Consider the following 9778-nt stretch of genomic DNA (forward strand, 5'->3'; position numbering starts at 1 on the left):
GAGTTTGGACTTTGAAGCGTTCGACTGAGCGCAGAAGCTAACGTATCACGGACCGGTCCGTTTGGGCGGCGTAGGCCTTGTTTCGCTGCTCCCCATTTGCCTTGGAGGGACAGCCCTCGTTTCGAAAGCTTCTTAGTGCTCCCCGCAACAGCGGCGGCCGCCTTCGTGCACCCAGTGGACCACCGCTTCCATGACCGGCCGGGTGCGGCCCGCGTTGGGATGGTTGATGAAGCACACCACCACGTGGCGCTGCCCGGCGCTGTCCCGCACGTAGCCCGCGATCGCGCGCACCCCTTCCAGGTAACCCGTCTTGAGATGGGCCTGGCCGCTGAAGGCATTGGCGCGCATGTGCTTCTTGAGGGTGCCGTCCACGCCGGCGAGCGGCAGGGAGGCCACGAACTCCGGCATGACGGGCGAGTTCCAGGCGCGCAGAAGGAGTTCCCCCAGGTGGCGGGCGCTCACGCGCTCGACGCGGGAGAGCCCCGCCCCGTTTTCCACCACCAGCTCCGGGAACTCCAGGCGGTTCTGGAGGAGCCAGGCCTTGATCGCCCGGGCGGCGGTCTCCGGGGTGGCCGGCGGGCCGAAGCCGTAGGCGCCCAGGGTGAGGAAGAGCTGGCGCGCCATCACGTTGTTGCTGAACTTGTTGATGTCCCGCACGATCTCCGCCAGGGGCGGGGATTCGCTGGCGGCGAGAAGGCGCGAGCCCTCGGGCACCGGGCCCTCCCGCACTTCGCCCTCCAGCCGCCCCCCCAGCTCGGTCCAAAGCTGCCGGAACACGTCACCGAACAACCTCGGGTGCGCCAGCACGGAGAAGCTTTCCGCTCTTTCCCCGCAGTCTTGCGGATAGCGCCCGTCGAACACGATCCGGGCCCGGGTCCAGTCGCTGGCGATGGCGGCGTGGAAGCGGGGCTCCCAGTCCCGGCACGGGCCGGGGCCGAGCTTCAGCCGGTTTTCGATCTCCAGCCCTTCCGGATGGGGCTCGGCGTACACCCGCACCCGGCCGTCCGCCGGCTCGGGCACGAAGCTCACCCGCACGGCGTTGAAGTTGAGGAGCAGGGCGTCGGGCTCCACGTTGTACGGGCGGTAGGGCTCGCCGTCGAAGGCGCCCGGGTCCGCGGGAGGCAGGGCGAAATGGGTGCGGTCCAGCACCAGTTCGCCCCGGATCACGCGAACCCCCCGGGCTCGCACCTCCCGCAGCAGGAGCCACAGCCGCTCCAGGGTGAGCTTGGGGTCCCCGTAACCCTTGATCGCCAGGGGACCGTCCAGGACCCCTTCCGCCACCGGACCGCCGGCGTACGCCTCGGTCTTCCAGGTGTAGGCGGGCCCCAGCAGCTCCAGGGCGGCCAGGGTGGTGACGAGCTTCATGGTGGAGGCGGGGTTCATGGGGGTGTCCGCGTTCCAGGCGAGAAGAGGCCCGGGGCCGGCCACCGGCTGGACGAACAAGGCCACGTTCTCCCGGGGAATTCCTGCGGCCGCGAGGGCTTGCCGGACGGGGGGCGGCAAGGGGGATGAGGCCGCGGTTCCCGCGCCAAGCCCGAGGGCTGCCAGCGCCCAGGCCAGGAGGGCGCCGATGAAGCGGAAAGCGGCCGGGTTGCGGTTCATCGACGAGCGGAGGCTGATCATGAAAACAGGCTCTCTACGGACCCAGGACCCGGAATGCTGGCGTTCCAGCCCAGGCGCGCGGCGATGGCTTCCTGGAGCGCCGCAGCGGCGGTCGCCTCCCCGTGGACGATGTAGGTGGCCGCGGGAGGACGCTGGAAATGGGCCAACCAGGCCAATAGCCCGGCCTGATCGGCGTGAGCCGAGAGGCCCCCGATGGTATAGATCCGGGCCTTCACCGCCACCTCGTCGCCGAAGATCCGCACCCGCCTGGCCCCGTCCACCAGCCGGCGTCCCAGGGTCCCGGCGGCCTGGAAGCCGGTGATGAGAATCGCGCATTCGGACCGGGGCAGGTTGTGTTTTAGATGATATTTGATGCGGCCCGCTTCGCACATGCCGCTCGCCGAGATGATGACAGCGCCGTGGTGGATCCGGTTCAGCGCGATGGACTCCTCCACCTCCTGCACGAAGTGAATCCGCACCCCGTCCGTCTTGGCGCTGCGCAGCCGCTCCAGGGTGGCAGCGGCCTGGGGATCGAACAGGTCCCGGTGGCGCAGGGTCGCTTCGGTGGCTGCCAGGGCCATGGGGGAGTCCACGTAGACGTCGAGGGCCGGCAGCCGCCCCTGGTGGTGCAGATCCACCAGCAGGAACAGCAGGTCCTGGGTGCGGCCCACGGCGAAGGCCGGCACGATCACGTTGCCCTGACGATGGGCGATAGTGTCCACGATGGCCTGGGTCAGCTCCTCCAGGGTTTCCGCCATGCCCTTGTGGCAGCGGTTGCCGTAGGTGGACTCCACCACCAGGACGTCGGCCTGGGTGACCGGTGTGGGATCCCGCACGATGGGGTGCCCGGGCTGCCCCAGGTCGCCGGAGAAGACGATTCGACGGCTTCCGCGGGGGGTGTCCAGGGTGATTTCGATGCTGGCCGAGCCCAGGATGTGGCCGGCGTCCCGGTAGAGGCAACGCACCGACGGGTGGGGCTGCACCGGCGTCCCGTACTCCACCGGGCGAAGGCAGCGCAGCGCCGCGCGGGCCTGGGTCACGGTATACAGGGGCGCGGCGTCCGGTCCCTTCCCGCGCCGGGTGCGGCGCTCGTAGGTGGCGCGTTCCGCTTCCTTTTCCTGGATATGGGCGGCGTCCGGAAGCATCACGGCCAGCAGGTCAACGGTTGCCCCGGTGGCGTACACGGGGCCTTTGAACCCCAGGGCCACGAGTCGCGGCAGCAGCCCCGAGTGGTCGATGTGGGCATGGGTGAGCAGGACGAAATCGACGGTGGACGGCCCAAAGGCCAGGGCCTTCCGGTTTTTCCGCTCGGCGTCCCGCCCCCCCTGGAAAAGCCCGCAGTCCACCAGGAAACGTACCGCGCCGGTGTCCACCAGGAAGCAGGAGCCGGTCACCTCCCCCGCGGCGCCCAGGAAGCTCAGCCGCATACCGCGTCCAGGGTCTTCAGGGTGCCCTCCACCAGGAATGCCATCTCCTCCGGCTCGATCACATAGGGCGGCATGTAGTACACCGTGGCCCCCAGGGGCCGCAGCAGCAGCTCGCGACCGAGGGCCTCGCGGAAGACCTCCCGGGGGAACTGGGGGCCAGCGCCTTCCACCTCGAAGGCCCAGATCATCCCGGTGTTGCGGAAATTGCGCACCCGGGGATGGGCCTCGAGGGGCGCCGCCGCCTCGTTCATGAACCGGGCCTTGTCCCGGTTGGCGGCGAGCACATTCTCCTGCTCGAAGAGGTCCAGGGTGGCGAGCGCCGCCCGGCAGGCGAGGGGGTTGCCGCTGTAGGAATGGGAGTGGAGGAAGCCGGCCCGCACCTCGTCGGCGTAGAAGGCCTGGTAGATCTCCTCCCGGGTGAGGACCACCGACAAGGGCAGATAGCCGCCGGTGAGCCCCTTGGAGAGGCACAGGAAGTCGGGCGTCACGTTGGCCTGCTCGCAGGCGAAAAGCGTCCCGGTGCGCCCGAAACCGACGGCGATCTCATCGGCGATCAGGTGCACCTGGTAGCGGTCGCACAAGACCCGCGCCCGGGCGAGGTACGCGGGATGGTACATGGCCATGCCCCCGGCGCACTGCACGAGCGGCTCGACGATGAGGGCCGCGATGTCCCCGTGGTGCCGCTCCAGGTGCCGCTCCAGGGCAGCGGCTGCCCGCAGCGCCCAGGCTTCCCCGCTCTCCCCCGGCGCCGCGAGCCGGCTGTCGGGGGAAGGCACGACGCCGCAGGGACGCAGCAGGGGCTGGTAGGTCTCTTTGTAGAGGGCCACATCCCCCACGGAGAGGGCTCCCAGGGTCTCCCCGTGGTAGCTCCCGGCCAGGGTGACGAAACCGTTCTTCGCCGGCAGACCCGTATTTTTCCAGTAGTGGAAGCTCATCTTGAGGGCGATCTCCACCGCGGAGGAGCCGTCGGAGGCGAAAAAGCAGTGGCCGAGCCGTCCGGGCGCCAGGGCGCTCAGCCGCTCGGCCAGCTCCACCGCCGGCGCGTGGGTAAAGCCGGCGAGGATCACGTGCTCGAGCCGCTCCAACTGTTCGGCGATGGCGGCATTGATCTTCGGGTGGCTGTGGCCGAACAGGTTCACCCACCAGGAGCTGATGGCGTCCAGATAGCGCCGCCCGTCGAAGTCGTAGAGCCACACCCCCTTGCCCCGGGCCACCGGCACCAGGGGCAGCCACTCGTGATGCTTCATCTGGGTGCAGGGATGCCACACGGCGGCGAGGCTCCTTCGCAGCAGCCCCTCGGCTTCGCTGCCAAGGGTGGGCGCCGGACTCTTGCGGGATGCGGGAGGGGAAGGTTTAATTTTCATGGTGATGGGATGGAAGGCGAAACCGGTAGCGGGAAGTGTATGCCAAGGACCCGGGCTTTTGGCCGGTTCCCTTTTCCATCTCCGCGGAATTTCCGTCCTCTTTGGGCATCAAACTTGCTAAGAAATTCTGTGGTGGGTTAGCAGGAGAGAAGACGCCATGGAAATTCTGGAGCGCATTTCCGAGCAGATGGCCATGTCGCCGCACCCCTTGTTCGCCATTACCATGGCGGCCGTGCCCTGCCCGGACACGCCCGTCATTCTGACGTTGCACTGGCACGGCTTCATCCGGGAGAAGCTCGCTCCCCTGGAGGAGGCGGAGGTGGTGCGCTATACCCCCATCCCCAGCTCGGCATTGCAGATCAACGACCGCTGGACCCGGCTCCGGGACCTGGAAGAGGCGGCCTTGGAAGCCGCCTGGGAGTTGGGGGCGTGGGACCTGGCGCGGGCGGAGCGCCCCTCCTGCACCCGTCCCGGCGCCGATTCCCAGGAAGCGCTGGAATGCCTGCAGGCTTTCGGCGCCTTTCCCTACGGCCTCCACGGCATGGAAGTGGTGGTGAGCGAGGCGCCCGACGCGGACGAGCTCCTGGGGCTCGCCGCCCGCCGCGGCTATCTCATGTGGATGTTCCGCCCGGTGCACGGGGGCATCTGGAAGGAAGTGGCGGAAGACGCCACCCTCAACCCCGACGGCACCCGGGAGCCGCCGTGCCCGGTGGAGCCTCTGCCGGTGTCCGGCGAGCGAGCCAAGCGTACCGTCTACCGCTTCGGCCAGCCCCTGAGCCTAGCCTGAGGACGATCTTGAAAAAGGAGAAAGGCGACCTCACCGTAGGGTCGTTTCTTTGAAGCGCTGCGTCTTCTTCTGAAAATCGGGTCGGGGCGGCAGGCCCCGACCCGGGCAAGTTTATCGTATCGGCTGTCCCATGAAGGTCATCCGGGGCAAGCCCCTCTCTCCAGGTTATGCCATGGGCCGGGCGGTGGTGCAGGGCGCCGCCCGGCTCTCCGTGCCTCAATACCGCATCCAGCCCGCCCAGGTGGACGCCGAGCACCGGCGGCTGCAGCAGGCCCTGGACCGCTCCCGGGAAGAGCTGGAGCAGCTGCAGGCGCGGGTGATGGCCGAGCTGGGCCACGAGGTGGCGGACATCTTCACGGCCCACCTGGCATTCCTCCGGGATAAGCAATTCGTCGAGCGGGTGAAGGAGCAGGTGGCCCGCGACCTGGTGAACGTGGAGCAGGCCTGCCGGGCCGTGATCTCCGACCTCGCGCAGACCCTGGCGAAAGTAGACGACGAATACCTGCGGGAGCGGGAGCAGGACGTGCGGGACATGGGGCGCCGGGTGCTGCGGCATCTCGCCCGCCACGCCGGGCCTGGGCTGGCGGATCTTCCGCCCGAGTCGGTCCTCGTCGCCCGGGAGCTCCTTCCCTCCGACCTGATCGAGCTGAACCGGGATCGCGTGGCGGCCATCGTGACCGAGCGGGGAGGCTGGACGGGCCATGCCGCAATCCTCGCCCGATCCCTGGGCGTGCCGGCGGTGACCGGGGTGCGGGACGCCACCGCGGAGATCGAGGAGGGCGCGCGCCTCCTGGTGGACGGGGAAGCCGGCATGGTCTGGATCGTCCCCTCGGAAGAGGAGGCGGCCCATTTCGCCGGCCTGAAGGAGCGCTACGAACGGGCAGCTTCCATGGCCGCGGCGGAAGAGCGCCAGGCGTGCGTCACTCGGGATGGCGTGCCCATCCGCCTCTACGCCAACATCGCCCGGCCCCATGAGGCCGCGGAAGTGGCGCGGCATTACCTGGACGGGGTCGGCTTGTTCCGCACCGAATACCTGTTCCTCGGGGAGCCCGAGCCGCCCGGCTTCGAGCGCCAGCGGGACGCCTACCGCCTGGCGGCGGAGCTGCTGGGCGGCCGCCCCTTGGTGCTGCGCACCTTGGACCTGGGGGCGGACAAGAATCCCTCGTACCTAGCCGCCCGCTTTCCCGTCAACCCGAGCCTGGGGCTGCGGGGCCTGCGCCTTTGCCTGGCGGCCGAGGAGTTGTTCCGCACCCAGCTTCGTGCCATCCTGGAAAACTTTCCCCGCCACGACGTGCGCATCCTGTTTCCCATGGTGCTGGGGGCTGGGGACCTGCAGCGGGCGCTGGCGGTGCTGCGGTCGGTCGCCGCCGAGGCGGGGCTGGAAAAGTTGCCCCCGGTCGGGGCGCTGATCGAGACGCCTTCGGCGGTATTCACCATCGGGGAGATCTTGAGGCACGTGGACTTCGTGAGCGTCGGCACCAACGACCTCACCCAGTACGTTCTCGCCGCCGACCGCAACGCCCTGGAGATGTTCGAGGACTGCTCGATTCTGCACCCGGCGGTGCTGCGGGCGGTGAGGGCGGTGGTGCAGGCGGCTGCGGCGGCGAGCCGCCCGTTGTGCGTGTGCGGGGAAGCGGCGGGGGACCCGGTGGTGGCGCGGCTGCTGGTGGGTCTGGGGGCGCGGGAGCTGAGCATGAGTCCCGCCCTGGCGCCGCGGGTGCGCCAGGTGCTGCGCGCCTCGTCCTGCGCCGAGCTGGAGCGTCTCGCCCAGGAGGCGATCGAGTGCGAAAGCCCCGAAGCGGTGCGCCAGGCCCTCGACTGGCTCGACCGGAAGGCGTTGTCCCAGAGGCCGAATTTGTCCCCCGCGGGCCAGGAGCGGCCGGCTTCGGAGCGTCCCATCTCCTCAGTAGAGGGTTGAGGGCTGGATCGCCAGCCAGCGCCTACCGGGGGTGCGTTCCACCACTACCCGGTCTTCCACGGGATTGAGGAGATAGGTGAGGTAGCACCGCTGCCTCGGGTTTGAGAGGACCTCGGGCCGCAAGACCGCCCCGTTGACCCCGTCGCAGCGGGCCGATTGGACCAGCAGCCCGTTCTGGCCCTGGTCTTTGAGGTAACGCCCGAGCCTTTGCCCGAAGCCGTAATCCTTCCGGTCCACGAGCTGCGGATGGCGTCGTTCCTTGCCGCGCAGGTCGACCAGGATGGCGTCGCAGCGCACGTCGAACACCCGCCGCTCGCCGCGGATCGGCCGATCCTCCGCGGGAAAGCTGTCCGTCACGAACCGGTGCCAGTGATAGACCGTCTCGTAGACCGTGGTCTCCAAAGCGAGGGAGCCGTACCAGACCCCGTAGCGCAATCCGTCGGAAAACCGGGTGGCGTGCCAGTTCTGGGGCACGAACGGGTAGGTGATCACCGCGCCGTAATCGAAGGGGCGGGTGATGAGGGGCGCGGCGCTGGGTATCCGGCCGGCCGATTCGGCCGCCACCGCCACTGCCTGGTCGGCCTCGTCCCCGGAGAGGTCGTCGAAAAGCGCCTGGGCGACCCGGATGCCCGCGATGTTGCGCACCAGGTCGCCGTGGTAGTCCACCACGGCGCCGATCAGCTCGCCGAACACCTTACCTGCCGCGTTCGAAGTCCAGGTAACGGCGCACCGCCAGGATGCCTTCGTAGCCGTATCGCTTCATGATCTCCAGCGGCGTGCGGTGGTCGAAGCGGCGGTTCGGCACGGTGACCCAGCGGTAGGCGAGCTCCCGGTCGTGGGGAAAGAGGATCCGCAGCGCTTTGTGGATGCCCAGCAGATGCCCCGCCCGGGAGATCAGGTCCGCCTGGTCGGCGAGGGGTTCTCCCCGCCGGTAGCGGGCCAGCGTGGCCCGGGAATCCGGGGAAAGCCCCAGCAAGGCCGCCTGGTCGGCGGTGGAGAGGCCCCAGCGGTCGAATAGGGCCACCACCAGGCGGGCGAGCCGCACCCGGCTTTCCCGGCTGCGCAGGTCGGTCTTCCGCGCCTGTTCCAGAAGGGCGCTCATTTTCCCTTCCCTCGTCTTGTTTCTAATGATACAAAAATTGTATCAATTAATACCAATGGAGTCTATCGAGCAGCAGTCGGTGGCCGGGGAGGGTCTCAGCCCGTCTGAAAGGCAAGGGTGAAATGAAAAAAAATGTCAGCCGCGCGAGCGCTGATATGGTTTGCATGCCGCCTAAGCCTGCAACGAGCGTCCCGTACAAACTAACGCGCGGCGCGAATCGGGGTGAAGTGGAAAATGGTTGATCGGCGGCGCGACACGCAACTGCGTGCCGATCCGCCAGATCTCATGGATCGTCCGCGAACCGCCGCGGCCGCCGCTCTCGCAAAGCACGGCAATCTCGTACATATCGTGGCGCCCGGGATCTATCACGAGCGAGTACTGCCGTGTGACCATGGATCCGTCGGCAAGGCACACCGGCACTTCGAAGTGTGCACCGACCTCGGCCGGCGGCAGTTCCCCCCCCAGTCTTGGGCGCGCCAGGCTTGCGTGGTGCCATCCGGCGGCTCCATTTCAGCCGCCGGACCGAGGAGGCCTACATCCACTGGTGTAAGCGTTTCATATATTTCCACGGCAAGCGGCACCCCTCGGAGCTGGGCGGGGCAGAGGTCACGGCATTCCTCAATCACCTGGCGGTCCAGCGCAGAGTGTCGGCCCCCACGCAGAACCAGGCACTGTCGGCGCTGCTCTTTCCTCTATCGCGAGGTGCCGGGTCTTGAACTGGCTGGCTGGACGGCGTGGTGCGGGCGAAGCGGCCGGAGCACCTTCCGGTTGTCCTGACCGCAGACGAGGTCGCCGCGTTGCTCGCCGCCGCCCAGCCCGAGGAGCGGTTCCAGTTCGAGCGACACGGCTACTTCGTCGCCGACCTGCGCGACCACGCGCCCGGACGGCCGGTGTTCAACCGCACCGTCACCCTTCGCGATTCCTGGGGAAATGCCGGGCGTTAGCTCGGGGCGTTTCGGGAAAGGGCCCTGTAGGCGTAGCGACGGTGCGCTTGAGCTCACCAGTGAGCTACACTGTTCGGTACGTTTCGCTTCGCTCAGCCACTCTCCAGTACCCTGGCACCCTCGACAATACCGAGCACCCGGCGGTAGCCGTCGGCTCCGACCCCGATAGCGGTGAGTACCGAGACATTGCGCACCTCGCCGGCCCAGGTGCGTTTCAAGACGATGCCATCGAGGAAGAGGTACGGGAACTCGCCTTCGATCGGGCGGCTGCGCCAGGCCTCGATGTCCTTTGTCTCTTCTGTTGAGATTCGAGACCGTGCCGGGAGACACCCCCGTGCCCCATAAAGCCTCGGTAATATCTTCGACCCGACGCACCAACACCTCCGCGAGATACTTCTCGATCAGGGCTCCTCGACCGAGGCCTCCCTCGAGCGGTAGCGCTCGATGAAGGCACTCTCGAAGGCGAGCCGCCTGGTCTTCGGCACCTAGGGTTTCACTTCGCCCGCCCGGGTCTCGAGTTTGCACTCGTAGTAACCAGTGCGGGTGCCGCGCTTCCTGTCAAAACCCTCCCTCTTGCGCTGGCGAATTTTTGCTCGCCCCAGGAATGAGCGTTGGGTGGGTCGAGACGGTGGTG

The 9778-nt window shown here is 68.1% G+C and carries 9 protein-coding genes and 1 pseudogene; 4 read left to right on the plus strand and 6 right to left on the minus strand.

Translation table 11 applies throughout. The annotated features are described in order from the left end of the window. Positions 1-132: 132 nt before the first annotated feature. From dacB to ACTFO6_RS17125, 3 genes are read right to left on the minus strand one after another with little or no spacing between them, the layout of a single operon-like run. Positions 133-1623, minus strand: a complete 1491-nt coding sequence (dacB, locus tag ACTFO6_RS17115) for a D-alanyl-D-alanine carboxypeptidase/D-alanyl-D-alanine endopeptidase (RefSeq protein ID WP_439935649.1) — start codon at positions 1621-1623, stop codon at positions 133-135. Next, positions 1620-3029 (minus strand): MBL fold metallo-hydrolase RNA specificity domain-containing protein, encoded by a 1410-nt coding sequence (locus ACTFO6_RS17120; protein WP_439935650.1) that lies wholly within the window; start codon positions 3027-3029, stop codon positions 1620-1622. Before ACTFO6_RS17120 ends, dacB begins: the two co-directional genes overlap by 4 nt. After that, positions 3020-4393 (minus strand): adenosylmethionine--8-amino-7-oxononanoate transaminase, encoded by a 1374-nt coding sequence (locus ACTFO6_RS17125; RefSeq protein WP_439935651.1) that lies wholly within the window; start codon positions 4391-4393, stop codon positions 3020-3022. The genes ACTFO6_RS17120 and ACTFO6_RS17125 overlap by 10 nt, the downstream gene beginning before the upstream one ends. Before the next feature lie 157 nt (positions 4394-4550). Here ACTFO6_RS17125 and ACTFO6_RS17130 point away from each other — a divergent pair, with 157 nt between their 5' ends. Further along, on the plus strand, positions 4551-5180 hold the full coding sequence (locus ACTFO6_RS17130) for a diguanylate cyclase (protein WP_439935652.1): 630 nt from the start codon (positions 4551-4553) through the stop codon (positions 5178-5180). A gap of 130 nt (positions 5181-5310) precedes the next feature. Beyond that, positions 5311-7098, plus strand: coding sequence for a phosphoenolpyruvate--protein phosphotransferase (gene ptsP / locus ACTFO6_RS17135; protein WP_439935653.1), 1788 nt, complete (start codon positions 5311-5313; stop codon positions 7096-7098). Here ptsP and ACTFO6_RS17140 read toward each other — a convergent pair. Both ACTFO6_RS17140 and ACTFO6_RS17145 read right to left on the minus strand, forming a co-directional pair. Continuing rightward, positions 7084-7791 carry an RES family NAD+ phosphorylase gene (locus ACTFO6_RS17140; protein ID WP_439935654.1) on the minus strand — a complete coding sequence of 236 codons (708 nt, stop codon included), beginning with the start codon at positions 7789-7791 and terminating at the stop codon, positions 7084-7086. The genes ptsP and ACTFO6_RS17140 overlap by 15 nt on opposite strands. Position 7792: 1 nt before the next feature. Next, a complete protein-coding gene (locus tag ACTFO6_RS17145) occupies positions 7793-8200 on the minus strand; it encodes an MbcA/ParS/Xre antitoxin family protein (protein ID WP_439935655.1) in 408 nt (135 codons plus the stop codon). A gap of 428 nt (positions 8201-8628) precedes the next feature. Here ACTFO6_RS17145 and ACTFO6_RS17150 point away from each other — a divergent pair, with 428 nt between their 5' ends. Both ACTFO6_RS17150 and ACTFO6_RS17155 read left to right on the plus strand, forming a co-directional pair. Next, entirely contained in the window at positions 8629-8916 is a 288-nt protein-coding gene (locus ACTFO6_RS17150) for a site-specific integrase (RefSeq protein WP_439935656.1), read from the plus strand. An 84-nt stretch (positions 8917-9000) separates the two neighbouring features. Next, positions 9001-9144, plus strand: a pseudogene (locus ACTFO6_RS17155) (hypothetical protein); the annotation flags it as partial. A 92-nt stretch (positions 9145-9236) separates the two neighbouring features. On the opposite strand, the gene ACTFO6_RS17160 reads toward ACTFO6_RS17155, so the two are convergent. Continuing rightward, the gene (locus ACTFO6_RS17160; protein WP_439935657.1) at positions 9237-9536 is read right to left on the minus strand and encodes a transposase; all 300 of its coding nucleotides are present in this window, start codon (positions 9534-9536) and stop codon (positions 9237-9239) included. Positions 9537-9778 lie beyond the last annotated feature (242 nt).

The organism is Pelomicrobium sp. G1, assembly GCF_051905455.1.
Classification (GTDB): domain Bacteria; phylum Pseudomonadota; class Gammaproteobacteria; order Burkholderiales; family UBA6910; genus Pelomicrobium.